A 23,159-nucleotide genomic window follows, 5' to 3' on the forward strand; every position below is an offset into this window, starting at 1 on the left:
AATCCATTTTTTACGCGTAGGGAGGCCGCCATCCATTGGGATGGAATAGGCGGCAATTATTTTTATACGTTTACAGCAGAGGTGTTCTTTTTATTAGTAATAGGGTCCGGTTGGATGTTGTTTTTCTTCCGTTGGCTGATTTCCTCAATAATAAAAGCAAAACGAGTTTCGTTGAGCTTATAAAAGAAGCCCATCGTGAGTGCTGCAATAATTGCAAGTCCGCAAGGCCAGAGGAAAATAAGCTGACGCAAACCGAGCAGTGTGGCATCGCTCTGGACTATATTGGGGATATAACCGATTTGCGTCAGCATGATGCCCGGCAGGAAGCCTGCGAGCGCAGCAGAAATTTTGCGAGAAAAGGTATAACCCGTATACACCGAACCTTCCGCACGGATCCCCGTTTTCCATTCGCCATAATCGACCGTATCCGGAACCAGTGCCCAGTTTAGACTGTTAACAAAAGCGGTTCCGAAGAAGGCCATGCAAGAGAACGTGACGAATAAAAATGACGTACTGCCCCAGAAAAAGTTCAGCACATCACCGATAGCCCATAGCGCCAGGCCACCGAGGTAAACCTGCTTTTTACCGAAGCGTTTTACAGCTGTGGGAACCAGCAGTACCCCAACCAGAATGCATCCCATGCTGAAGAAACCCATCCACGACAGCAGATGAATATCGTTGAGCACGTACTGGGTGTAATACACCTGGATCGCCAGCTTGATGTTGAATGCCGCCAACGTGCACAGATTGGCGACACACAGCACCAGCAGTGGAGGGTTACGGAAAATGGCGCAGAACGACTTGAGAATGCTGGGCTTATGGTGATCCGGCACGATTTCGATATAGCGTTCCTTCACACCGCTAAAGCACCACCACATGCTGAACAGTCCGCAGACGGAGAAGATCAGTGCGGCAATCAGATAACCCAGCGAAGGTGAACTAACAAATAGCGCCTGAATAGGCATAAAGCCAACAGTACACAGTAATAGGCCTACGGTAGCGCCGCCCTGACGCCAGGCGGCGAGCTGAGCTCGTTCATGCGGGTTTTTCGTGATCGCGGGCACCATCGCGCCGTAGGAGCAGTTCATCAGGCTATAGAACAGCCCGAACAGCATAAACAACACTGTCGCTAGCCCGGTTTTCACCGTTAGCGTAAAATCTGTCGCTAAAAACTGCGCGCTGGCAACGACAGCAACAGGAAATGATGCATACAAAATAAAGGGCCTGAATTTCCCTTTTGCGCCAATATTACGCCTTGAGTCCAGCAACACACCGGTCAACATATCAGTGAAAGCGGTGAAGAACTTCGCCACCAAAAAGATAATCCCACCGTAATACGCCGGCATCCCTAGTTCATCGGTATAAAATTTAAGCAGATACAGCGTGCCGATACACAGCATCAAATTTGAGCCGAAGTCACCCACTCCGTAGGCGAATTTTTCACGCAGGCTCAGTTTTAGCGTTAGCGGATCATGAAAAGACATAATCGCTCCTCAATAGCGCCCCGTAGAGCGCTATTCATTATTATTATCAAACGGGTTGTTTACGCGCTTCTATCTCTTCAACGATGCGGACATACATCTTCTCGTTAAGGTTGTAGAAACAGCCCATAGCTACAATGGTGATCACCGCCAAGGCGCAAGGATAAATAAAGATCAACTGACGCAATCCTTCGACCGTACTTGCAGATTGCACCACATTGGGGACGTAGCCGATTTGCGTCAGCATCCATCCAGGGAAGAATCCTGCCAGCGCTTGTGAAACTTTACGGAAGAAGGTGAAACCGGTGTATACCGTACCTTCAGAGCGTACGCCGGTACGCCATTCGCCATATTCCACGGTATCGGAGACCAGCGCCCAGTTCAGGCTGTTGACGAATGCCGAGCCGAAGAACGCCAGACAAGAGAACGCGACAAAACTGACGGAGCCGCCGCCAAAGAAGTAGTTAAGCAGATCGCCCGCCACCCAAATCAGCAAACCGCCGATGTAGACTTTTTTCTTGCCGAAACGTCTGACCATGCCAGGCATCAAGAAGACGCCGATGAAGATACAACCCATGCTAAAAAAGCCCATCCAGGAAAGGAGGATCGGGTCATTAAGAACGTACTGGGTGTAGTAGACCTGAATCGCCAGCTTGACGTTAAACGCGCCAAGCGTGCAAAGGTTGGCAATGCACAGAATAAACAGCGGGCGGTTACCGGCGATGGCGCGAAAGGATTGCAGCAATCCCGGTTTTTGCGCGGCATCAACGGGTTTCACTTCCACGTAACGTTCTTTTACCCCGGCATAGCAGAGCCACATAAACAGCAGGCCAAACAGAGAAAACAACGTGGCGGCGAAGATATAACCCAGCTGCGAGTTGCCTTCGATCAGGTTCATTACGGGAACAAAGCCGACGGTACACAGCAACAGACCAAGGGTTGCGCCACCTTGCCGCCAGGCGGCAAGCGACGCGCGTTCGTCAGGATTTTTCGTAATCGCGGGAACCATCGCACCATAAGAGCAGTTCATCATGCTGAAAAACAATCCGTACAGCATAAACAGCACCGTTGCCATGACCGTTTTACCGGTTACTTCAAACGGTGTACCGACAAAGTTTGCAATCGCCAGCAAGGTAACCGGAAATGCGGCATAAAGAACGAACGGACGGAATTTTCCCTTCGGGCCGATTTTGCGGCGGGAATCAAGCATAATCCCGGTGCCCATATCGGTAAACGCGGTAAAAAACTTGGCGATGAGGAAAATGATACCGCCATAAGTTCCTGGTAAACCAAGGACATCGGTATAAAACTTGAGTAAATAGAGCGTACCAATATCCAGCAGGATATTGGAGCCTAAATCACCCATCCCATAGGCGAGTTTTTCTTTGAACGGCAAGCGTAGGGTTGCCGGATTAGAGGAAGTCTGACTCATTATTATTCTCCATGTGCCCGCGAGTTTCCCCACGGGCGAGCCGCATTAGATGTTGCGTAAAGTGGCAAACAGTGACGCCCATTCACTCTTCGCGCGATAAAACACCGGAGGCTTGCCAATAGGCGCATCCACGGTAATTTCACCGCCCTGGTAAGTTTCCCCGGTCCAGATGTTGACCCAGCTATCCTCCGGCAGATACAGAGTCCAGTTTTGCTGGCCTTGTTCGTGAACCGGCGCAACCAACACATCCTGTCCCAGCAGGTACTGATATTTCAGGGTGTAGGTCCGTGCATCGTCTTCGTAATGTAGGAATAGCGGGCGCATCACCGGCAGACCGGTAGCGCTGTTTTGCGCGACCGCCTGTTTCAGATACGGTTTAAGGGTGGTAAAGACGGTGGTCATACGAGCAAAGTGAGCGATGGTTTCAGCATCACCATCAAACTGCCAGTTATCGCCAGGGCGGTTACCTTCGTGGGTGCGCATCATCGGCGTGAAGGCGCTAAAGTCACACCAGCGCAGCAGCAGCTCTTTGCTGCGTTTCATTTCAAATAGGGTGGTGTAGCCGCCGATATCGCTGTGGTGCAGACCATGGCCGCTCATCGCCAGTGACAGCGCAGCAGGCACGACCGAGGCCAGACCGTCGTCAAGGCTCCAGTCAACGTTCTGATCGCCTGCCCACATCATGGTGGAGTATTTCTGGCTGCCGGTGTAACCCGCACGCATAAAGAACAGGATCTCGCCGAGCTTGCCAGTCTCCTGTAACGCTTCGTAGTTACATTTCGCCCACAGCGCAGGCCAGGCGTTATGCATAATTTCAGCGCTAATGCCATTGTGCAGGTAAGTGTCGGTTGGCAGGTATTCGCCAAAGTCGGCCATCCAACCGCCGCATCCCAGCTCAATCATGTTCTTTTTGATGACTTCTTTGAACCAGGCGTAGGCTTCAGGGTTGGTCAGGTCCACCACGCCGCCGTAAAACTCGCCAAACTCAACCAGATAGTCAGCGCCAGAGGCATCTTTCGCCAGATAACCGTGCGCAGCCGCTTCGGCGCAGAGATCTTTATCGCTGGCGACGTACGGGTTGATGTAGGAGAGGAATTGCACGCCTTCTTCTTTCCACTGCTTAATACGGCTATCCAACTGAGGATAGTTGTCGCTGTTCCACTTCCAGTTCCACATCACGCGTTTGCCAAAGGAGGTCATGCGGATCCCGGACCAGTCCTGCGCCCAGATGCCGTTTACTTTCACGCCTGCGTTACGCATGGTGTCCAGTTTGTTCTGGCAAACCTCAGTACCGCCTTGAATACCGAGCGTGACGCCATCGTAGATCCAGTCCGGCAGCTCCGGCTGGCGTCCTAACAGCGCGGTCAGTTTTTCCAGTAAAGAGATGTAGGTGTCAGCGCATTCAAATCGTAGGGTGGTTTTGTCCTCCCACAATGCCAGTTCGTGATACTCCGGTGCGCTGAAGTCGAAATTCATATAGCAGCTGTTATCAACGTGGCAGTAGTACTTCTGCGTGCTGACGAAGGTCGGCTGCGGGAAAAAGGTCCAGTAGTAGTCACCACCGGCATTTTCTTTGCAGTCTGCCTGCCAGGTGACATAGCTATTTTTGTTACGGCCCACGCCCTGTTCGCTGGTCCACAGTGGGAACGGTTTACCGCGTAAGTCGAAATAAGAGAACTGTTCACCGCAGCCGTAAATATGATCGTCCGGGTTGGCAGCCAGACGCAGCCAGATGCGGTTATGGCTGAGGTCATCGTTGTGCAGATCCAGCTTCAGGCGACCCTGTTCATCGGTGGAGATGTGCAGCGTGGCGTTGATGGTGTTACCGCGACTGAAATGCACCTGCCAGCCGTCAGGCGACTCGCTGACCGTGGCGTCGGTCAGGGCAATCTTCTCATTGAGCTTGTCTTTAATGCTGAAGTTGCCGCGGAACATATCAATATCGGCAACGCCAGCGCCGATCCACAGGCAGGGGGTTTCTGTGCTGTGACGTAAAATCAGGCGCTGGTGGTATGTCAGCGTAAAGCCATTCTGTAACGTCGTTAGTTCTAAAGCGGTTGACCGTTGTTGTAGCGAATTCATTATCGTCTCCGTAAAAATAGGGTAATTCGGTAATTTTTGTTTTGGGATAAGGTTATTCGGCACCGATTAAAAAATGCATCCGATGCATCTCGCCGGGTGCCAGAAAGATAAGACTGATGCCTGAATTAAAGGCATCTGGCGGGCAGGTCATGGGTTCTACGGCAATCCCCAGACGGTGTAATTTCTCGCCGCTGTAAATCTGTAGCCACGGCTGGTCGCAACGTAAGTACGTCGTCATATTTTTCGTTGCACTGAACATGCTGACTTCCCATTCACGCCCGGACACAGGGGTTTTAAAGGTGTGATCTATCTGCGTTGCAGCGACAGGGCGCGGCGTGGTGAAATTCAGCGCGGTATTCTCAACGCGATGCGTTTCCAGGGTATCAATGTCAAAGACCTCATCTGTCGGAAGAGTGAGCGTACAGCTATCTATCTTCTCAAGACCACAGGTCAAATAGGGATGAGCGCCAGAACCATAAGGCGCTGATTCATCACCAATATTCAGCGCAGTAATAAAAATGTGCAGACCGCTTATTGCATCAAGGCGATATGTTGTTTCAACCAGTAATGAAAAGGGATAACCATAAGAGGGCGGCAGAAAAATCATCAGCGACACTTCCGATGCCGATTGCTGGTTAATCTGCCAGTCCCGCCAGGCCAACAGCCCGTGAATGGCGGTATGCGAAATAGGGTCGTTAACGGCAAGCTGGAAGGTCTTGCCGTTATGTTGATAGCAGCCGTCTGCAACGCGGTTTGGCCATGGGACTAACACTTTTCCTAAATGCGCCTGCGGCATCTCTTCCGGCTTATGTGGAATAACGATGTGACGCCCACGATGCATCAATTCTGCCAGCCCAGCGCCAACCGTGACGATTTTCGCCTGGTAGTGTCCGGCCTGAAGATGAATGGTTTTTCCACCACTATGCATGGCTGCTATCCTTGTGACTTATTTGGCGTTGATATCCAGAAGACCGGCAGCAACCGCCGGAGCAAGGCCCGGAGCCAGCGGTAGACGCGGGATTACCAGGCAGTGCAGCAGGTGATAAATGTCCTGCTTACCGTCCCAGACTTTGGTGGTCACTTTGTTATCGGTGTCCAACTCCTGCCACCATGAACCGGTCTCGTAGTCCATCAGATAGGTGATGCAGTAATCCCACCACTTCTGGTACCAGGCTTCGTACTGGCTGTCGCCGGTGAGGGTATACAAGGCATAGGCGGTACCCATGGCTTCGACTATCGGCCAACGCACTCTTTCGCGAACGATTGGTTTACCGTCCCAGTCCACCGAATAGACAAAACCATCCGCACCGTCCGGTGCCCAGGCATCACGGATGGTGGCGTGGAACAAGCCTTTGGCATCTTCCAGCAGCCAGGCGGGAGGCGTTTCGAAGCGGGCTTCCAACGCGGCATGCAGATGCAGCATCAGGCGACCCCATTCGATCCAGTGGCCCGGCGTGCCGCCGTATGCGCGGAAACGGTGAGCAGGATTATCCTTGTTGTAATCGCGGATTGGGTTCCACTGTGAATCGAAGTGCTCGTTGACGCGATACTCCCCGCTGCGGGCCACGTCGTGAATAATCACCGAAGCAATTCGCAGTGCGCGATCGAGCCATTTACGGTCATGGGTAACGTCATAAACGATCAGGAAAGCCTCGACCGCGTGCATGTTGGCGTTACCGCCACGGTAATCTTCCGTCTGGCTGAAGGCTTCGTCCCAGGACTCCAGGCACATCTGCTCGTCTTCGCTCCAGAAGTACTTTTCAATCACCTCGATGGCATCATCCAACAATTGTCTGGCCTGTGGATGACCGGTAGTAACCGCGCTTGCCGCGCCGAGCAAAACGAAGAAATGCTGATAACCCTGCTTGGAGGCGTCCATCACGCCTTCGTCATTTACGCAGGCGTACCAACCGCCGTAGCGTGTGTCGCGTAGCGCACCGTTCAGCGCTTTAATGCCGTGATCGACGAGTTGGTATGCGCCAGGCCGACCCATTGACGCGGCAACGGAGTAGACGTGCAGCATGCGGGCGGTGATCCACAGATGTGTCCCCATATCTGCTCTGACCTGACCACTGTTTCCCAGCCAGCCAAATCCGGTAGGTACCGCAGCGTTCTTACCAAAGTTAAAGATGCGGTCTGTTTCCTGCTCCAGCCAGCGGTTGTGGCTTAGGGTGTTAAACCATTTCATTCTGAGATCCTCTTAGCGCCGGGCCATCATTTCATCGACGATATCGCCCAGACGCTGCAACTTAGGTGCGGAAACATCACGCAGCATCAGTTCGGTATCCGGCAGGCCAACCACGGATGACCAGACCGCACGTCCGGCCAGGAAGCCGGATGCGCCAGCGGTCATTGCTACACTGACCGCGCGTGGGAACAGTTTTTCATCCACACCGGAGGAGAGAATGACCCACGGCATGTTGATGTTTTCATTCAGGCGCTGAGAGGCGCTAAGCAGCTCTTGTTGGGTTCCTTTGCCGTACAGAGGCATTTCGACCTTGTAGAGATCGGCACCGCTATCACCCAGTTCTTTCGCGGCATCGATAATGGCCTGTTCACGATCGAACTTATCGCCACGACGTGGTGGGCGAACAACCGGCTCGATGATGCTCAGCAGGCCATTGGAATGGCACAGTTCATTGAATTCTCCCACCATATCAAGACGTTGTTGGGCATCTTCATCGCTACGCCACAGCACCAGCAGTTTGAGGGCCTTGGCACCATCTTGCTTCACGGTCTGCGGGTCGATTTTTTTATCAATCACCACGCTATCGACCGGAATACCGTTACCCGGAATGAACTCATCAGCGGCCACAATCATGGCGCAGTTTTTGGCGACCGCGTTTTGCTCTACAACCTGGCGGTAGCAGAACTGCTGATCGACCAGAATGGCGGAAGCATAGGGGGAAAGGATCTTCGCCGCATTGACTTTGAAATCGGTCAGCACGCTGTCATTGACCGGGGATTTTGCACCCGCGGCGGCAAACATTAAGCGCATGGCTTCGCGCTGATCGACCGCCAGCATGGCAAACCCGCCGGAAGCTCGGGTGATATCTTTCAGGGTGTACTTGGTCATTGTTCAGTCCTTTTACTTATCAAAGTTGGGAATTCAGTCCGGCAGATGTCCGAACCTGCTCGAGTATTGCGGTCCAGTCTTCCCGGCCACGGCCAGCGGCGCGTGCCTGGTTATAGACTTCGCGGGAAGCGGCGCCGAGCGGCATCGGCACGTGCAATTGGTTGGCAACGTCCAGGGCGATGCCAAGATCCTTGTGAGCTAAATCGATCATGAAAGCCGGGGAAAGATCGCCTTTCAGCACTTTGTTCGGCCAGGAGGTAGTGAAGTGGCCCTTTCCGGCGGGGGTGCCGCTCATGACTTGCAAAGCCACATCGAAGGAGAGACCAAGTGCCTCGCACAACACGGCGGCTTCGGCAGAGAGGGCGTTTAGCGCGATACTCATGTAGTTGTTGATGAGCTTCACGCGGATCCCCATGCCGGGACCACCTGCATTGATCAATTCATTACCCATCGCCATCAGAACCGGTGTGGCGCGTTCTACCTGCTGTGCCGTTCCACCTGCCAGCAGCAACAGCGTTCCCGCTATGGCGTGATCGGAGGTGCGTCCAACCGGGCAATCCATCATATCGAAGCCTTGGGCACGCATATCGGCGATGAGTTTATCGGTTTGCAGTGGGTGAATAGTCGACATATCAATTACTAACGCCTGCTGGGAGAGGCTTTCGCAAATACCCTGCTCGCCGAACAATACGCTGCGCACCAGAGCGCCGTTTGGCAGCATGGTGATGACAAATTCTGCACCTTGTGCTGCCTGAGCTGGGCTACTGGCAGGCTGTGCTCCTTTTTCCACCAGGCGCTGAACGGCATCCGGGTTAACGTCAAAGACGCTGAGTTGATGACCCTGCTTCAGCAAGTTGCTCGCCATGGGTGAACCCATCTGACCTAATCCGATAAATGCTATAACTGCCATAACGTTCTCCTGAGACGTGGATGTCATTTTTTGTCATTTAAGGTCGTTTGTTTTTGTCTGTTTTTGATCGTATTTGTAATTTATGGTCAAAAAATTGACAGCCGTCACTTTTTAAACATTTTGTGAAATTAAAATGATCCCATCTTGAAACGCCTAAGGAACGACCATGATTCGTATTGCTTGTGTAGGTATTGCCGTGATGGATCGCATCTATTACGTGGAAGGTTTACCGACTGAAAGAGGTAAGTATGTGGCGAAGCGTTATACGGAAGTGGGCGGCGGGCCTGCTGCAACGGCCGCAGTGGCTGCAGCGAAGCTGGGCGCTAAGGTGGACTTTATTGGCCGTGTGGGCGATGACGACACCGGAAATAGCTTGCTGGCGGAGCTGGAGTCCCTGGGGGTAAATACCCGCTATTCCCGGCGCTACGCGGGGGCGAAGTCTTCACAATCGGCAATTATGGTTGATGCGCAAGGGGAACGGATTATCGTTAACTATCCCAGCCCGGATTTACTGCATGATGCTGACTGGCTCAATGAGATCGATTTTACCCAGTGGGATGTGGTGTTGGCGGATGTTCGCTGGCACGAAGGGGCCAGGCAGGCGTTCACATTGGCACGTCGGGCGGGAGTGATGACGGTATTGGATGGTGACGTAACGCCACAAGATATCCGCGAGCTGGTGGCGTTAAGCGATCATGCTGCGTTTTCTGAACCCGGTCTGGCGCGTTTAACCGGGATAAACGATCCTGAAGTCGGACTGAAACAAGCACAAACGCTCACAAATGGTCACGTGTATGTAACGCGGGGCAGTGCAGGCTGCGACTGGATAAAAAATAATACGTTGCAGCATCAATCTGGATTTAAAGTCGACGTTGTTGATACAACGGGGGCGGGGGATGTTTTCCACGGTGCGCTCGCGTTTAGCCTGGCCGGCGGCGACCTCCCGGAAGAGGCCGTCAGGTTCGCCAGCGGGGTTGCTGCGCTAAAATGTACGCGTCCGGGAGGAAGGGCTGGAATCCCTGACTGTGATCAAACCCGATCTTTTCTGTCACTTTTTGTATAAAATGCCAGGGCAATGGTTTTTCGAGGAAATTTCATGAGTCTTACCGAACTGACCGGTAACCCGCGACACGATCAACTGCTTATGCTGATTAGCGAGCGCGGTTATATGAATATCGACGAGCTGGCCAGCCTGCTGGATGTGTCCACGCAGACCGTGCGTCGTGATATTCGTAAACTCAGCGAGCAAGGATTAATTACGCGTCATCATGGTGGCGCGGGCAGAGCCTCCAGCGTGGTGAATACGGCGTTTGAGCAGCGTGAAGTCTCGTGGACGGAGGAGAAAAAAGCCATCGCGGAAGCGGTGGCGGACTACATTCCCGATGGGTCAACGGTGTTTATTACCATTGGCACCACCGTTGAGCAGGTGGCCCGCTCGCTGTTAAACCATAATCATTTGCGCATTATCACCAACAGTCTGCGCGTGGCGCACATTCTTTATAACAATCCACGTTTTGAAGTCATGGTGCCGGGGGGAACGTTACGCCCGCACAACAGTGGCATCATTGGTCCTTCTGCCTCGGCATTTGTCGCTGATTTTCGGGCCGACTACCTGGTAACCAGCGTTGGCGCGATCGAAAGTGATGGCGCGCTGCTGGAGTTTGATGTCAATGAAGCCAGCGTAGTGAAAACGATGATGTCGCACTCAAGACACATTCTGCTGGCAGCGGATCATACGAAATATACGGCTTCTGCCGCGGTAGAAATTGGTAACGTCTCTCAGGTGACCGCGCTGTTTACCGATGAATACCCAGGTCCCGCATTGCATAATTTACTCCAGTCACAACAGGTTGAAATTGTGCAGGTGAGTCCTTCACAAGATGATGCTTTGGCCGTGTAATTCCTCAGATGATGGCTCGATAAGTTCGAAGCCATCACTCTCACATAGTCAAACTTCTCCTTTCCCGCTACAGTTATTCATCCACGGCGAATAAGGAGAAGGGCATGCTCTATATCTTTGATTTAGGTAATGTGATTGTCGATATCGACTTCAACCGCGTGTTGGGCACATGGAGCGATCTGAGCCGTGTACCGCTGGCCTCGCTGAAGCAAAGTTTCACCATGGGGGAGGCTTTTCACCAGCATGAGCGAGGTGAAATAACGGATGAAGCCTTTGCCGAGGCGCTATGTCATGACATGGCGCTGCCGCTAAGTTACGAGCAGTTCTCTCACGGCTGGCAGGCCGTTTTTGTGGCATTGCGCCCTGAAGTCATCGACATCATGCATAAGCTGCGTGAGCAGGGGCATCGGGTGGTCGTCTTGTCGAATACTAACCGTCTGCACACAACATTTTGGCCGGATGAATATCCTGAAATTCGTCAGGCTGCTGACCATATTTATCTTTCCCAGGATCTGGGCATGCGAAAACCGGAAGCGCGGATTTACCAGCATGTCCTGCAGTCTGAAGGTTTTTCTGCGGAAGATGCGGTCTTTTTTGACGACAACGCCGATAATATTGAAGGAGCTAACCGGTTAGGGATTACCAGTATCCAGGTCGTCGATAAAACGACCATTCCTGACTATTTCGCGAAGTTGTTATGCTAAAAAATGTTCAGCAACAAGCCAGGCACCATACGCGTCCTGTACGGGCCTGGCTGAAGCTACTATGGCAGCGGATTGATGAGGACAACATGACGACGCTGGCAGGGAATCTTGCCTACGTTTCACTGCTCTCATTAGTGCCGCTTATCGCCGTTGTGTTTGCTCTTTTCGCCGCATTTCCGATGTTTTCCGACGTCAGTGCCCAGCTACGTCATTTTATTTTCGCAAACTTTATCCCGGCGACGGGAGACGTCATCCAGCGTTATATCGAACAGTTTGTCGCCAACTCGAACAAAATGACGGCCGTTGGGGCATGTGGGCTGATTGTCACGGCGTTATTGCTGATGTATGCCATTGATAACGCTCTGAATACTATCTGGCGCAGTAAGCGCACTCGTCCCAAAGTTTACTCTTTCGCCGTCTACTGGATGATTTTAACGCTGGGGCCGCTGCTGGCGGGGGCCAGTCTGGCGATCAGCTCTTATTTGTTGTCATTGCGCTGGGCCAGCGATCTCAACTCGGTGATTGATGACGTCTTGCGTATTTTCCCTCTGGTGCTTTCCTGGCTCTCGTTCTGGCTGCTTTACAGCATTGTACCGACTACGCGCGTGCCCAATCGTGATGCTGTTATTGGCGCCTTTGTGGCCGCCGTGTTGTTCGAGGCCGGAAAGAAAGGATTTGCACTCTACATCACGATGTTCCCGTCGTATCAGCTCATTTACGGTGTCCTGGCGGTGATCCCCATTTTATTTGTCTGGGTATACTGGACGTGGTGTATCGTCTTGCTAGGCGCGGAAATAACTGTCACTCTCGGGGAATACCGCAAACTTAAACAAGCCGCAGAACAAGAAGAAGCAGATCAACCATGATTGCATTAATTCAGCGCGTAACCCGTGCCAGCGTCACCGTGGAGGGCGAGGTGACGGGTGAAATTGGCCCAGGACTTTTGGTCCTGTTAGGTGTCGAAAGGGATGATGACGAACAGAAAGCGAACCGTCTGTGCGAGCGCGTACTCGGCTATCGAATCTTTAGCGATGCCGAAGGAAAAATGAACCTCAACGTGCAGCAATCAGGTGGCAGTGTGCTGGTGGTTTCACAGTTCACGCTGGCGGCAGATACCGAACGCGGCATGCGCCCGGGGTTTTCGAAAGGCGCTGCGCCCGAGCGGGCAGAAGCGCTGTATGAATACTTTGTTGAGCGTTGCCGCCAACAGGAAATTAATACGCAAACCGGTCGATTCGCTGCGGATATGCAGGTTTCACTGGTTAATGATGGCCCCGTGACGTTCTGGTTACAAGTATGAACCAGCTACCGGTGTGGCCGCGGGCAACAAGAGAGAATACGACTATGTATCACCTTCGAGTACCGCAGACAGAAGAAGAGTTGGAGCGTTACTACCAGTTTCGCTGGGAGATGTTGCGTAAACCGTTGCACCAGCCCAAAGGCTCCGAACGGGATGCCTGGGACGCGATGGCGCATCACCAGATGGTGGTGGACGAAGAGGGAAATCTGGTCGCGGTCGGGCGTCTGTATATCAATGCGGATAACGAAGCCTCCATACGCTTTATGGCCGTTGACCCCTCTGTGCAGGAGAAAGGGTTGGGCACGCTGATGGCGATGACCCTGGAGTCTGTGGCGCGTCAGGAAGGGGTAAAGCGCGTAACCTGTAGCGCCCGTGAAGATGCGGTCGAATTTTTCGCCAAACTGGGGTTTGTGAGCCAGGGCGAAATTACCACGCCGCAAACCACGCCGGTGCGCCATTTTTTGATGATTAAACCCATCGCAACGCTGGACGACATTCTCCATCGCGGGGACTGGTGCGGACAGCTACAGCAAGCCTGGTACGAACATATTCCATTGAGTGAGAAAATGGGCGTGCGCATTCAGCAGTACACCGGGCAGAAATTTATTACGACGATGCCAGAGACAGGCAATCAGAACCCGCACCATACGCTGTTTGCCGGAAGCCTGTTTTCACTGGCGACGTTAACGGGCTGGGGGCTTATCTGGCTGATGCTGCGCGAGCGTCATCTGGGGGGGACGATAATCCTCGCCGACGCGCATATCCGATACAGCAGGCCAATTACCGGGAAACCTACCGCTATTGCCGATCTGGGCTCGCTGAGCGGTGACCTGGACCGTCTGGCAAGAGGCCGCAAGGCGCGCGTTCAGATGCAGGTCGGGGTGTTTGGCGATGACACGCCGGGCGTCGTGTTTGAAGGTACCTACATTGTGCTACCCGCGAAACCGTTTGGCGCATATGAAGAGGGCGGGAATGAGGAAGAGTAGTTTCTCTAGTTAATATGCAATATTGGATTCATTTGCTGATGTAAAATGCGGATTATGAAAATGCCATAATCCGCATTTTGATAAAAAATTGCATGTTGGCGGTGGTTGTATTGACGGGCGCCTTCCTTAATTTCAGAGCTGTTGCGACCCATCAAAGGGTTTTTCTCTAATAGTAAAAAAAGCTGCTCCATCTCAGTCGTGTATTTATCTGCATGTTGATAACCGAATTTTCTCCAGGTGTATTCATAGATAGATTCAAAGTCTTCGACTGCCCGATTAGAGAGTTTATACATTCAGACTGCGCTTCTTCCTGAGCGCGACCTCCTGTAGAGTCAGGTCGCTTGTGCCACTGTGTATCCCATCCTCCAGCGCGTCGCGTAATGCATTATTTCGCAATTCTTGTTCCTCCAGCAAACGCAATGCCGAACGAACAACTTCGCTGGTGGAGCCATAGCGCCCACTTTCAATCATTTCGTTAATAAAACGATCGAGATGCTCGCCGATTGTAATGCTGGTAGTTCTGGGCATAAGTTTGTCCTTTGTGTTATCTATTCACACAAGATAGCACCCGTGGACGAAAACATAAACAACCTTAACGGCCAAGCCGCCAGGCCACATCTCGCATAACATTTCGTGCCGCCTGGCTCACTCCTGCCAACTGGAAAAATCCGTGGATAACGCCAAGATAGCGTTGGCAGGTACACTCCACGCCCTGCTCCTGGAACCGTTGATACAGGGCCTCGCCCTCATCGCGCAGTGGGTCGAATTCGGCTGTAATGATGTGCGTGGGCGGCAGACCGTTGAAGTCTTCACGCCAGACTGGGCTGGCTTCGGGATGCCGCAGGTCGGTTTGCGGCAAATACATCTCGTAGCCCGAAAGCAACGTGTCACGTGTGATAATGTAATCCTGCCCATTTCGGTCGTAGCTCTCAAACCTGGCGGTTGCGTCCAGCATCGGGTAAATCAGCATTAGCTGCGCAGGTTGCCATTGATTGGCAGCTTTCAGGCGCAGTGCAGTGATCAGCGCCAGATGCCCGCCCGCGCTGTCGCCAGCAAGCGTAATCCTGCCGCGGTCGACACCCAGTTTCTGGGCATACTTCCAGATAATATTGGCTCCCGTTTCAGCGTCGTTATGTGCAGCCGGGAAAGTATGCTCTGGTGCAAGGCGATACTGCACCGCAATGACTCGACAGCCGCTGTACCAGGCGAGCTGCCTTAGCTGGTTATCATGCGTCGCGAATCCGCCACTGACAAAGCAGCCACCGTGATAATAGATAACGCAGGGGAGATTTCCCGTGGCGTCCCGCGGCGAAACAACGCGAAATGTCATTGCATCGAGTTCAATATCTTCAACCTGTACGCGGGTTTCAGTTTCTCCTGCCAGTACCGCGCTGGCAATGTAGCCTGCTCTCCGGTCATCAATATTTTGCTCGCGCGAAGAAGGGCGTCCCGCCGCGATAAATGCCTCAACCAGCTGTGCAATCCCGCTTTCCAGTGCCATTTATTATTTTCCTTATCTGTATGTATATACAGTTTTATAACCTGGATAACCGCGAATGAGAATGGGAAAAGTGGTGGGGTGTACGATTCTGGAAAGCGGCTCGCAAAAGTAAAAATCGTTCGCGTGAAGGCTATTTTCTCGCTTTTCTCGGGTGTATGTTGTGTGGGAATTAATCGCCAATGATATACTGGAGGTATATGTGAGTATGATGGCTGGGATGGATATGGGCAGAATTTTACTCGATTTATCAGACGAAGTGATCAAACGTCTTGATGATCTCAAGGTGCAGCGTAATCTGCCGCGGGCCGAGCTTTTGCGGGAGGCTGTTGAACAGTATCTTGAGAGGCAGGATCAAGCTGAAACGACAATTTCACGTGCTCTTGGGCTATGGCAAGGTTGTGAGGAAGATGGCGTTGATTATCAGCGTAAACTCCGTGAGGAATGGTAATGGTCACAGGATCTGCGCTTTTTGATACCAACATCCTCATCGACCTGTTTAGCGGGCGAAGTGAAGCAAAACTAGCGATAGAAACATGGCCGCCGCAGAACGCAATCAGCCTCATTACATGGATGGAGTTGATGGTGGGCGCAAAAAAATATCATCAGGAATCTCGCACACGCGTTGCGCTAGGCGCTTTTAATGTGATCGGTGTTTCACAGGATATTGCTGAACGAAGCGTGAGTATCAGGCAGGAATATGGGATGAAATTGCCGGATGCCATCATTTTGGCCACTGCGCAGATTCATCGTCTTACACTGGTTACGCGTAATACCAGGGATTTTGCAGGCATATCCGGCGTGGTCACACCGTATACGTTATAACCCGGGCGACCTGCGCCGCCCGGTAGTGCGAAGAACTTACTCCCCTTCACCCGGGAACAGGAACGGGTTGATGGAGCTGCGGGCAAAGCCCTCTTGCTCCATGTGTGCGTCCAGCATCAGTGAAGCGAGATCGTCGGCTACGGCCTCGACTTTCGGGTCTTTTTCCTGATAGAGAATCTTCAGGTAAGTCCCGCAATCGCCGCAGCTTTCAGCTTTAATGGCCGCCTGTTCGTTATCCAACGACCAGTAGTTCAAATCACGGCTCTGCTCGCAGTTGCTGCACTTCACGCGCACCACGTGCCACTCGGTTTCGCACAGGTTGCAGTGCAAATAGCGCAGCCCCTGAGTGGTACCGATTTGCACCATGCTGGAGACCGGCATTGAACCACACACCGGGCAGTACTGACGCTGTTCGCCGTATTCCGCACGGGCTTTGCCGGGGATCAGGCTCGCCATCTGCGCCCAGTAGAGCGATAGGGCAGCCCAAATGAACGGTGCTTTGTCGCTGCTGACGGAGGCGAAATCGGAGGCAAACAGCGCGCTGGCCATCAGTTCCAGCTCCTGCTCCGAGGCTTTTTCCAGATTCTCGATCACGGCCAGCGCAGGGCCGCTCATTTCCGGCTTCAGCTCAGCAATTAGCGATTGCAGCAGTTTTTGCCAGTGCTTGTCGCGTGGCAGAACGTGGATATCCAGTGGCGGTTTGCCCTGATCGTTCGCTTCTTTGATGCGAGCGGTCAGATCCATCTGCAGCGGATGGTCGTACAACACCACTTCCTGCGCGTGAGCGATTAGCGCGGCAAAACGCAGGTAATCACCCAGCGGGTTGTTTTCGGCCAGCTCGCGCAGACGTTCAGCGCGGCGGTTATACAAATTTTTGAGTCTGGGGAATAATAACGGCGGAATCATATCCGCCGTGCGTTTCTCGCTCTTCTCCAGCTCATCTTGCGGGATTATGCGAATACTCATTCAGATGACTTTTCCTGTTTCTGGCGGACTTCACGGTACCAGCGCGGGTGATGTTTCTTCGCCCATGAGCTGGTAACCCATCCTTCCACCATCGCGGTAATGGTGCCTTTCACCCAAAGGGCGGCGTAAATGTGCACCATGATAACCACAATTAACGCTACTGCGGCAAATGAATGCAGCATTAACGCGAATCGGATCACCGGGATTGAGAAAGCAGGCGCAAAATACGGACGCCAGATGACCACTCCGCTCACCAGCAACAGGACCAGGAAGATAATCGCCGCCCAGAATACGCATTTCTGGCCGAAGTTATAACGTCCCGTGTCACCTACTTCCTCGTTGACGACAATCTTACGAATATTCTTCGCCCAAAAGATATCATCCCGATTGATTAGATTGTGGTGCCAGTAACGGAAAAACATGATGATAAACGAGGCAAACATGATCACGCCGACAAACGGGTGCACAATTCGCGCCAGTTGCGGCGTGCCCATGATGTGCATCAGCCAGTTAAAAGACGGGAAGAGAAAACCCATCCCGCTCACTGCCGCCAGAATGAAACAGAAGGCGGTGATCCAGTGGTTGATGCGTTCCGGCGCCGTGTAGCGCACGATGGTGTCACGTCGTTTCATTTGCGCACCTCGTCTTTTTCTTCATGCAGATTGTCTTCTTCCTCTTCCGCACGGTTCGGGCCTACGCCGACGTAGTGGAAGATACTGGCCGCAAATGTCGCTGCAAAGCCGACGGCTGCGAGAGGTTTCCAGATGCCTTTCCAGAACTTCACGGTGGCGCTGATTTCCGGGTTCTCCGGCAGGCCGTGGTACAGACTCGGCTTGTCCGCATGGTGCAATACGTACATCACGTGCGTACCGCCAACGCCTGCCGGATCGTACAGACCCGCGTTTTCGTAACCACGCGTTTTCAGCTCCGCCACGCGCTCACCGGCCAGCGTTTTCATCGACTCTTTAGTGCCGAAATGAATAGCGCCGGTTGGACACGTTTTCACGCAGGCTGGTTCTTGTCCAACCACTACACGGTCAACGCACAGCGTACATTTGTAAACGCGGTTGTCTTCCGGGTTGAGGCGCGGCACGTCGAACGGGCAGCCCGCGATACAGTAGCCACAGCCGATGCACTGCTCGGACTGGAAGTCGACGATACCGTTGGCATACTGAATGATTGCTCCTTCGGCCGGACACGCCTTCAGGCAGCCCGGATCGGCGCAGTGCATACAGCCATCCTTGCGGATAAGCCACTCCAGTTTGTCGTTTTGTTCCACTTCCGAGAAGCGCATTACCGTCCAGGATTTAGCGGTCAAATCAGCCGGGTTGTCGTACACCCCAACGTTGTTGCCCACTTCATCACGGATGTCGTTCCATTCTGAACACGCCACCTGACACGCTTTACAGCCGATACAGGTGGTGACGTCGATAAGCTTCGCCACCTCTTCCTGATGGTCCCGCGCCTGAGGCGCGGGGGTGAAACCGTTAGTGGCGGAACGACGAATGATGTCTTGCGATTGATAAGCCATAGGTCGTCTCCGTTACACCTTTTCCACGTTCACGAGGAAGGACTTAAATTCCGGCGTCTGCGTGTTCGCATCACCGACGAATGGCGTTAACGTGTTAGCGATAAAGCCTTTTTTCGCCACACCTTCGTAGCCCCAGTGAATCGGAATACCGATAGTGTCGATATCCTGACCGTTGGCCTTCAACGTGCGAATACGTTTGGTCACCACCGCTTTGGCTTTAATGTAGCCACGGTTAGAGGAGACTTTGACGGTATCGCCATGAGAGATACCGAGCTTATTCGCCAGCTTCTCGCCAATTTCCACAAACTGCTCCGGCTGGGCGATAGCGTTAAGCAGCGCATGCTTAGTCCAGTAGTGGAAGTGCTCGGTCAGACGGTAGGTCGTACCGACGTACGGGAACTTATCCGCTTTACCCAGTGCTTCCGCGTCACCTTTAAAGATACGTGCGGCAGGGTTAGAGATAACGTTCGGGTGCAGCGGGTTAGTCCCCAGCGGCGTTTCAAACGGCTCGTAGTGTTCCGGGAACGGACCTTCTGCCATCTTATCGATAGCAAACAGGCGTCCCATCCCTTCCGGCTGCATGATGAACGGCCCAACGTTGCTGCCCGGCGCGGCGGCACTGTAGTCAGGAATATCCATCCCGCTCCATTTCGCCCCGTCCCATTTCAGGATCTGACGTTTTGGATCCCACGGATTCCCCTGCGGGTCAGCGGAGGCGCGGTTATACAGAATGCGGCGGTTGAGCGGCCACGCCCATGCCCAGCCCAGCGTATTGCCAAGGCCTGACGGATCGGCGTTATCGCGACGTGCCATCTGGTTGCCTTCCGGCGTCCAGCTACCGGCAAAAATCCAGCAGCCGCTGGAGGTGGTACCGTCGTCACGCAGTTGGGCGAACGAGCTAAGCTGTTGGCCTTTCTTGACGATAACGGCACCGGTGGCCGGGTCGGTAATGTCGGCCAGGGCTTTACCGTTGCTCTCCATCGCCACTTCTTCCGAAGCCGGTTCGTGTGGTGTGGAGTAGTTCCAGGTCATGCTCAGCACCTGTTCCGGGTTCGCGCCACCCTGTTCGGCATACATCTTGCGCAGACGCAGGAAGATACCGGCGAGGATTTCACCATCGGTAACGGCAATCCCCGGGGCATCCGCACCTTTCCAGTGCCACTGCAGCCAGCGACCGGAGTTGACGATAGAACCGTTCTCTTCGGCGAAGCAGGTGGACGGCAGACGGAAGACTTCGGTCTGGATTTTCGACGGGTCAACATCGTTCGACTCACCGTGGTTCTGCCAGAAGGTGGAGGTCTCTGTGTTGAGCGGGTCGATGGTAACCAGGAACTTCAGTTTGGACAGTGAAGCCACAACCTTGTTTTTATTCGGGAATGATGCGACCGGGTTAAAGCCCTGGCAGATATAGCCATTCACTTTGCCCTGGTTCATCATCTCGAAGTACTGCAGGACGTCGTACCCTTTATCCCACTTCGGCAGCCAGTCGAAGCCCCAGCTGTTTTCTGCTGTCGCTTTATCGCCAAAGAAGGCTTTCATCATCGAAATGAAGAATTTCGGGTAGTTGCCCCAGTAGTTCACCTGGCCTTCCAGCAACGGTTTTGGCGTGTTGGCGGCAAGGTAAGTTTGCAGGTCAGTTTGTTTCTCGCTTGGCAGCGTCATGTAGCCCGGCAGGCTTTGTGACAGCAGACCTAAGTCGGTCAGACCCTGAATGTTAGAGTGTCCGCGCAGGGCGTTAACGCCGCCGCCTGCCATCCCCATATTGCCAAGCAGCAACTGGATCATCGCCATGGTACGGATGTTCTGCGCACCAACGGAGTGTTGCGTCCAGCCCAGTGCGTACAGGAACGACGCGGTTTTATCTGGGCGGCTTGTTTCTGCGATGTACTCACAGACCTTCAGGAAGTCGGCCTTTGGCGTACCGCAGATATTTTCTACGACGTCCGGCGTGTAGCGGGAGACGTGCTGTTTCAGCAGGTTCCATACGCAGCGCGGGTGTTGCAGGGTGACATCGCGTTTGGCGAAGCCTTTTTCATCCAGTTCGTAGTTCCAACTGGTTTTGTCATACTTGCGTTTGTCCGCGTCGTAGCCGGTAAACAGGCCATCTTCGAAACCGTAATCCTCACGCACGATCAGGCTGGCGTTGGTATAGGCTTCAGTGTATTCGCGGTTGAATTTTTCGTTGTTCAGCAGGTACAGCAAAACGCCTGACAGGAAAGCAATGTCAGTACCGGAACGAATCGGAGCATAGAAATCAGCCACCGCCGCGGTTCGCGTAAAGCGCGGATCGATAACAATCAGCTTCGCGCCGTTGTGAATTTTGGCTTCCATCGCCCAGCGGAACCCGACCGGGTGAGCTTCAGCGGCGTTACCGCCCATCACCACAACGAGGTTGGCGTTTTTAATGTCGACCCAGTGGTTGGTCATCGCACCGCGACCAAATGTTGGAGCAAGACTTGCTACCGTTGGTCCGTGTCAGACGCGTGCCTGGTTGTCGACCGCGAGCATACCAAGCGCGCGGGAGAATTTTTGTGTTAAATAGCCGGTTTCGTTACTGGAAGCGGAAGCACACAGCATCCCGGTGGAAAGCCAGCGGTTAACGGTTACGCCTTCGGCGTTTTGTGCAACGTAGTTAGCGTCGCGATCTTCTTTCATCAGCTTAGCGATGCGGTCAAATGCCTCATCCCAGCTAATCTGTTGCCACTTATCAGAGCCAGGTGCGCGGTATTCCGGGAATTTCAGGCGGCTTTCAGAGTGGATGAAGTCCACAAGTCCTGCCCCTTTCGGGCACAGTGCGCCACGGTTCACCGGGTGATCCGGGTCCCCTTCGATATGGAAGATGGATGCTTTGGCGTTTTTTGCTCCGTCACCGAGACTGTACATTAACAGTCCACAGCCAACGGAACAGTAAGTGCAGGTGTTACGGGTTTCGCGGGTGCGCAGCAATTTATATTGCCGTGTTTCCGCTAGCGCTACGCCGGGTGCAAAGCCCAGTGCCGCTGCCGTGGTGCCTGCCATACCGCCAGCGCAGATCTTAAAGAACTGCCTTCTGCTGACCTGCATGGTTCGCTCCTTGTTTCGACATTGTCACGTTCCCTTCGTTTTCCTATAACGCGAACGCGAGGGAAGTGGTTGTTATTTTTCTTTGCGGACGGGACCGCAAAGGTCCAGAATTGGGTGAATTTCCCTCCGTCCAGGAGGGGTTTGTAAAGAATACCACAATGTTGGTATGCGTGTTCCAATACGGTTAAAAGAAAGTGAATAAGATTATTCAAGAAAACATCAAGAATGTGACATCTCCGACAGGATCTCGTCAGTTGACCCTCTGGAAGCGCGAGGACTTGCAACATCCTCAGCCAGATGAGGTAGCTGAAGAAGTGCCTGTGGCACTGGTATACAACGGGATTTCACACGTGGTGATGATGGCATCACCGAAAGATCTTGAGCACTTCGCGATGGGTTTTTCACTTTCTGAAGGCATTATTGAGTCCTCGCAAGATATTTACGGGATGGACGTGGTGCCTTCCTGCAACGGATTAGAAGTGCAGGTTGAGCTGTCCAGCCGGCGCTTTATGGGGTTGAAAGAGCGTCGTCGCGCACTGGCCGGTCGGACTGGCTGCGGTGTTTGTGGCGTGGAGCAACTTAATGATATTGGCAAACCGGTTCAGCCGCTGCCGTTTACCCAGACATTCAATCTGGCGCATCTCGATAACGCCTTAAGGCATCTCCCTGATTTCCAGCCTGTTGGGCAACTGACAGGCTGCACGCACGCGGCTGCCTGGGTACAGCCGTCAGGTCATCTGGCGGGCGGGCATGAAGATGTTGGACGTCATGTTGCGCTGGATAAACTGCTGGGACGACGTGCGATCGAAGGGGAAACCTGGCAGCAGGGCGCGGTATTAGTCTCCAGCCGCGCCAGCTACGAGATGGTGCAGAAGTCGGCAATGTGCGGCGTGGAAATCCTGTTTGCTGTTTCTGCGGCGACAACGCTCGCTGTGGAAGTTGCCGAACGCTGTAACCTGACGCTGGTGGGTTTTTGCAAACCGGGCCGGGCGACGATTTATACACATCCCGAGCGTCTGATAACTGAGTAACCGGTATTCAATTAATTTGAATAAGACTGGCAAATCCTTCCGCTTTTAGTTGTGCGATGAGATGGCTATTATTTATCACATCAAGGCATGGTGCCTTAATCAAACAACTAAGTTAAAGGGTTTATATCATGAAAAGCATCAAAACTTTTGTCGCAGTTATCGCTCTGGCTACTTCTTTCGGTTCTTTCGCTGCTCAGACAGTTACCGCAACCGGTTCTACACTGGAAAGCGCTGAAGCAAAAATTGCCGCTCAGGCTGAACGTGCAGGTGCCAGCGATTATAAAATCACTCAGGCATACACCGGCAACCGCGTGCACATGACCGCTGAACTGCTGAAATAAGATACCTCAGTACTGTCGAAAGAGCGCCCTTGA

24 protein-coding genes are annotated in these 23,159 nt (G+C 53.1%); 10 read left to right on the forward strand and 14 right to left on the reverse strand.

The features are described 5' to 3' along the window. Nucleotides 1–62: 62 nt before the first annotated feature. Genes WC7_RS01560 through yihU form a run of 7 tightly spaced genes read right to left on the reverse strand, consistent with a single transcriptional unit; the run spans nucleotide 63 to nucleotide 8,981 of the window. Complete coding sequence (locus tag WC7_RS01560; protein WP_016155165.1) at nucleotides 63–1,484, reverse strand: MFS transporter; 1,422 nt, start codon at nucleotides 1,482–1,484, stop codon at nucleotides 63–65. A gap of 46 nt (nucleotides 1,485–1,530) precedes the next feature. Next, a complete protein-coding gene (locus WC7_RS01555) occupies nucleotides 1,531–2,913 on the reverse strand; it encodes an MFS transporter (protein ID WP_016155166.1) in 1,383 nt (460 codons plus the stop codon). Nucleotides 2,914–2,958: 45 nt separating this feature from the next. Beyond that, nucleotides 2,959–4,995 carry an alpha-glucosidase gene (locus WC7_RS01550; protein WP_016155167.1) on the reverse strand — a complete coding sequence of 679 codons (2,037 nt, stop codon included), beginning with the start codon at nucleotides 4,993–4,995 and terminating at the stop codon, nucleotides 2,959–2,961. A gap of 52 nt (nucleotides 4,996–5,047) precedes the next feature. Continuing rightward, nucleotides 5,048–5,923, reverse strand: a complete 876-nt coding sequence (locus WC7_RS01545; RefSeq protein ID WP_016155168.1) for an aldose-1-epimerase — start codon at nucleotides 5,921–5,923, stop codon at nucleotides 5,048–5,050. Between the two features lie 18 nt (nucleotides 5,924–5,941). Beyond that, nucleotides 5,942–7,183 (reverse strand): sulfoquinovose isomerase, encoded by a 1,242-nt coding sequence (gene yihS, locus WC7_RS01540; RefSeq protein WP_016155169.1) that lies wholly within the window; start codon nucleotides 7,181–7,183, stop codon nucleotides 5,942–5,944. 12 nt (nucleotides 7,184–7,195) lie between these two features. Beyond that, a complete protein-coding gene (yihT, locus tag WC7_RS01535; RefSeq protein ID WP_016155170.1) occupies nucleotides 7,196–8,071 on the reverse strand; it encodes a sulfofructosephosphate aldolase in 876 nt (291 codons plus the stop codon). Nucleotides 8,072–8,090: 19 nt separating this feature from the next. After that, nucleotides 8,091–8,981, reverse strand: a complete 891-nt coding sequence (gene yihU, locus WC7_RS01530) for a sulfolactaldehyde 3-reductase (protein WP_016155171.1) — start codon at nucleotides 8,979–8,981, stop codon at nucleotides 8,091–8,093. 166 nt (nucleotides 8,982–9,147) lie between these two features. Here yihU and WC7_RS01525 point away from each other — a divergent pair, with 166 nt between their 5' ends. From WC7_RS01525 to fabY, 6 genes are all read left to right on the forward strand, one after another. After that, on the forward strand, nucleotides 9,148–10,044 hold the full coding sequence (locus WC7_RS01525; RefSeq protein ID WP_016155172.1) for a sugar kinase: 897 nt from the start codon (nucleotides 9,148–9,150) through the stop codon (nucleotides 10,042–10,044). A 33-nt stretch (nucleotides 10,045–10,077) separates the two neighbouring features. Continuing rightward, complete coding sequence (locus tag WC7_RS01520) at nucleotides 10,078–10,881, forward strand: DeoR/GlpR family DNA-binding transcription regulator (RefSeq protein WP_016155173.1); 804 nt, start codon at nucleotides 10,078–10,080, stop codon at nucleotides 10,879–10,881. Nucleotides 10,882–10,985: 104 nt separating this feature from the next. Beyond that, the gene (gene yihX, locus WC7_RS01515) at nucleotides 10,986–11,585 is read left to right on the forward strand and encodes a glucose-1-phosphatase (RefSeq protein WP_016155174.1); all 600 of its coding nucleotides are present in this window, start codon (nucleotides 10,986–10,988) and stop codon (nucleotides 11,583–11,585) included. Continuing rightward, complete coding sequence (locus WC7_RS01510; protein ID WP_019077938.1) at nucleotides 11,579–12,451, forward strand: virulence factor BrkB family protein; 873 nt, start codon at nucleotides 11,579–11,581, stop codon at nucleotides 12,449–12,451. The genes yihX and WC7_RS01510 overlap by 7 nt, the downstream gene beginning before the upstream one ends. Continuing rightward, on the forward strand, nucleotides 12,448–12,885 hold the full coding sequence (gene dtd / locus WC7_RS01505; protein ID WP_016155176.1) for a D-aminoacyl-tRNA deacylase: 438 nt from the start codon (nucleotides 12,448–12,450) through the stop codon (nucleotides 12,883–12,885). The genes WC7_RS01510 and dtd overlap by 4 nt, the downstream gene beginning before the upstream one ends. Nucleotides 12,886–12,929: 44 nt before the next feature. Beyond that, entirely contained in the window at nucleotides 12,930–13,871 is a 942-nt protein-coding gene (fabY, locus tag WC7_RS01500; protein WP_003825286.1) for a fatty acid biosynthesis protein FabY, read from the forward strand. A gap of 5 nt (nucleotides 13,872–13,876) precedes the next feature. Here the strand turns inward: fabY and WC7_RS01495 are convergent, their stop codons facing one another. The 3 genes from WC7_RS01495 to WC7_RS01485 form a co-directional block, all read right to left on the reverse strand. Then, entirely contained in the window at nucleotides 13,877–14,164 is a 288-nt protein-coding gene (locus WC7_RS01495; protein WP_016155178.1) for a type II toxin-antitoxin system RelE/ParE family toxin, read from the reverse strand. Beyond that, nucleotides 14,157–14,399 (reverse strand): type II toxin-antitoxin system ParD family antitoxin, encoded by a 243-nt coding sequence (locus tag WC7_RS01490; protein WP_016155179.1) that lies wholly within the window; start codon nucleotides 14,397–14,399, stop codon nucleotides 14,157–14,159. Before WC7_RS01490 ends, WC7_RS01495 begins: the two co-directional genes overlap by 8 nt. Before the next feature lie 64 nt (nucleotides 14,400–14,463). Continuing rightward, entirely contained in the window at nucleotides 14,464–15,372 is a 909-nt protein-coding gene (locus WC7_RS01485) for an alpha/beta hydrolase (RefSeq protein WP_016155180.1), read from the reverse strand. A 205-nt stretch (nucleotides 15,373–15,577) separates the two neighbouring features. On the opposite strand from WC7_RS01485, the gene WC7_RS01480 reads away from it, so the two are divergent. Both WC7_RS01480 and WC7_RS01475 read left to right on the forward strand, forming a co-directional pair. Continuing rightward, nucleotides 15,578–15,820 carry a ribbon-helix-helix domain-containing protein gene (locus WC7_RS01480; RefSeq protein WP_016155181.1) on the forward strand — a complete coding sequence of 81 codons (243 nt, stop codon included), beginning with the start codon at nucleotides 15,578–15,580 and terminating at the stop codon, nucleotides 15,818–15,820. Next, nucleotides 15,820–16,194, forward strand: a complete 375-nt coding sequence (locus WC7_RS01475) for a type II toxin-antitoxin system VapC family toxin (protein WP_016155182.1) — start codon at nucleotides 15,820–15,822, stop codon at nucleotides 16,192–16,194. The genes WC7_RS01480 and WC7_RS01475 overlap by 1 nt, the downstream gene beginning before the upstream one ends. 36 nt (nucleotides 16,195–16,230) lie before the next feature. Here the strand turns inward: WC7_RS01475 and fdhE are convergent, their stop codons facing one another. The 4 genes from fdhE to fdnG are packed head-to-tail and all read right to left on the reverse strand — an operon-like array spanning nucleotide 16,231 to nucleotide 21,754. Then, on the reverse strand, nucleotides 16,231–17,160 hold the full coding sequence (fdhE, locus tag WC7_RS01470) for a formate dehydrogenase accessory protein FdhE (protein ID WP_003028685.1): 930 nt from the start codon (nucleotides 17,158–17,160) through the stop codon (nucleotides 16,231–16,233). Further along, on the reverse strand, nucleotides 17,157–17,792 hold the full coding sequence (gene fdoI, locus WC7_RS01465) for a formate dehydrogenase cytochrome b556 subunit (protein ID WP_003028686.1): 636 nt from the start codon (nucleotides 17,790–17,792) through the stop codon (nucleotides 17,157–17,159). Before fdoI ends, fdhE begins: the two co-directional genes overlap by 4 nt. Then, nucleotides 17,789–18,691, reverse strand: coding sequence for a formate dehydrogenase O subunit beta (fdoH, locus tag WC7_RS01460; protein ID WP_016155183.1), 903 nt, complete (start codon nucleotides 18,689–18,691; stop codon nucleotides 17,789–17,791). Before fdoH ends, fdoI begins: the two co-directional genes overlap by 4 nt. 12 nt (nucleotides 18,692–18,703) lie before the next feature. Then, nucleotides 18,704–21,754 (reverse strand): formate dehydrogenase-N subunit alpha, encoded by a 3,051-nt coding sequence (gene fdnG, locus WC7_RS01455; RefSeq protein WP_155849813.1) that lies wholly within the window; start codon nucleotides 21,752–21,754, stop codon nucleotides 18,704–18,706. Between the two features lie 194 nt (nucleotides 21,755–21,948). Here fdnG and fdhD point away from each other — a divergent pair, with 194 nt between their 5' ends. Beyond that, nucleotides 21,949–22,785, forward strand: coding sequence for a formate dehydrogenase accessory sulfurtransferase FdhD (fdhD, locus tag WC7_RS01445; protein WP_049040549.1), 837 nt, complete (start codon nucleotides 21,949–21,951; stop codon nucleotides 22,783–22,785). Between the two features lie 128 nt (nucleotides 22,786–22,913). Then, nucleotides 22,914–23,126, forward strand: a complete 213-nt coding sequence (locus WC7_RS01440) for a YdgH/BhsA/McbA family protein (protein ID WP_003825262.1) — start codon at nucleotides 22,914–22,916, stop codon at nucleotides 23,124–23,126. Nucleotides 23,127–23,159 lie beyond the last annotated feature (33 nt).

This window comes from Citrobacter sp. KTE151 (assembly GCF_000398845.1).
Classification (GTDB): domain Bacteria; phylum Pseudomonadota; class Gammaproteobacteria; order Enterobacterales; family Enterobacteriaceae; genus Citrobacter; species Citrobacter braakii.

Bases quoted from the DNA above. Each gene is read 5' to 3' on its own strand.
- WC7_RS01560 (WP_016155165.1), bottom strand. From the start codon at position 1,484: ATGTCTTTTCATGATCCGCTAACGCTAAAACTGAGCCTGCGTGAAAAA.
- WC7_RS01555 (WP_016155166.1), bottom strand. From the start codon at position 2,913: ATGAGTCAGACTTCCTCTAATCCGGCAACCCTACGCTTGCCGTTCAAA.
- WC7_RS01550 (WP_016155167.1), bottom strand. From the start codon at position 4,995: ATGAATTCGCTACAACAACGGTCAACCGCTTTAGAACTAACGACGTTA.
- WC7_RS01545 (WP_016155168.1), bottom strand. From the start codon at position 5,923: ATGCATAGTGGTGGAAAAACCATTCATCTTCAGGCCGGACACTACCAG.
- yihS (WP_016155169.1), bottom strand. From the start codon at position 7,183: ATGAAATGGTTTAACACCCTAAGCCACAACCGCTGGCTGGAGCAGGAA.
- yihT (WP_016155170.1), bottom strand. From the start codon at position 8,071: ATGACCAAGTACACCCTGAAAGATATCACCCGAGCTTCCGGCGGGTTT.
- yihU (WP_016155171.1), bottom strand. From the start codon at position 8,981: ATGGCAGTTATAGCATTTATCGGATTAGGTCAGATGGGTTCACCCATG.
- WC7_RS01525 (WP_016155172.1), top strand. From the start codon at position 9,148: ATGATTCGTATTGCTTGTGTAGGTATTGCCGTGATGGATCGCATCTAT.
- WC7_RS01520 (WP_016155173.1), top strand. From the start codon at position 10,078: ATGAGTCTTACCGAACTGACCGGTAACCCGCGACACGATCAACTGCTT.
- yihX (WP_016155174.1), top strand. From the start codon at position 10,986: ATGCTCTATATCTTTGATTTAGGTAATGTGATTGTCGATATCGACTTC.
- WC7_RS01510 (WP_019077938.1), top strand. From the start codon at position 11,579: ATGCTAAAAAATGTTCAGCAACAAGCCAGGCACCATACGCGTCCTGTA.
- dtd (WP_016155176.1), top strand. From the start codon at position 12,448: ATGATTGCATTAATTCAGCGCGTAACCCGTGCCAGCGTCACCGTGGAG.
- fabY (WP_003825286.1), top strand. From the start codon at position 12,930: ATGTATCACCTTCGAGTACCGCAGACAGAAGAAGAGTTGGAGCGTTAC.
- WC7_RS01495 (WP_016155178.1), bottom strand. From the start codon at position 14,164: ATGTATAAACTCTCTAATCGGGCAGTCGAAGACTTTGAATCTATCTAT.
- WC7_RS01490 (WP_016155179.1), bottom strand. From the start codon at position 14,399: ATGCCCAGAACTACCAGCATTACAATCGGCGAGCATCTCGATCGTTTT.
- WC7_RS01485 (WP_016155180.1), bottom strand. From the start codon at position 15,372: ATGGCACTGGAAAGCGGGATTGCACAGCTGGTTGAGGCATTTATCGCG.
- WC7_RS01480 (WP_016155181.1), top strand. From the start codon at position 15,578: ATGATGGCTGGGATGGATATGGGCAGAATTTTACTCGATTTATCAGAC.
- WC7_RS01475 (WP_016155182.1), top strand. From the start codon at position 15,820: ATGGTCACAGGATCTGCGCTTTTTGATACCAACATCCTCATCGACCTG.
- fdhE (WP_003028685.1), bottom strand. From the start codon at position 17,160: ATGAGTATTCGCATAATCCCGCAAGATGAGCTGGAGAAGAGCGAGAAA.
- fdoI (WP_003028686.1), bottom strand. From the start codon at position 17,792: ATGAAACGACGTGACACCATCGTGCGCTACACGGCGCCGGAACGCATC.
- fdoH (WP_016155183.1), bottom strand. From the start codon at position 18,691: ATGGCTTATCAATCGCAAGACATCATTCGTCGTTCCGCCACTAACGGT.
- WC7_RS01440 (WP_003825262.1), top strand. From the start codon at position 22,914: ATGAAAAGCATCAAAACTTTTGTCGCAGTTATCGCTCTGGCTACTTCT.